Origin of the sequence: Bacillus sp. SIMBA_026, assembly GCF_046535335.1 — a bacterium.
In the GTDB taxonomy this organism is placed as follows: domain Bacteria; phylum Bacillota; class Bacilli; order Bacillales; family Bacillaceae; genus Bacillus; species Bacillus velezensis.
The window spans coordinates 1-271 of sequence record NZ_JAWRWX010000170.1; the positions used below are offsets into that span (position 1 = coordinate 1).

Consider the following 271-nt stretch of genomic DNA (forward strand, 5'->3'; position numbering starts at 1 on the left):
GCATTGCCGAAACCGCCGGGGTGGATATCATTACCGGGGCTCGCGTGCACTCAGCGCAGCGGCTCGGGAGCGGCTGGCAAGTGGGTGCAGGAACGGAGGGGTTCCAATCCGGCGTCGTGGTTAACGCAGCCGGTGCGTGGGCCGATGAGCTCGCCGTCATCAGCGGCGTGGAGAAGCTTGGACTTCAGCCCTACCGGCGCACGGCGGCGATCGTCAATGTTGAGAGCCCGTTGCCGCCCGAGACCCCCATGGTCTGCGCCGCCGATGAATC

At 66.8% G+C, this 271-nt stretch carries 1 pseudogene; it reads left to right on the forward strand.

The features are described 5' to 3' along the window. Window positions 1-44: 44 nt before the first annotated feature. Window positions 45-271, forward strand: a pseudogene (locus SB847_RS21095) (hypothetical protein); the annotation flags it as partial.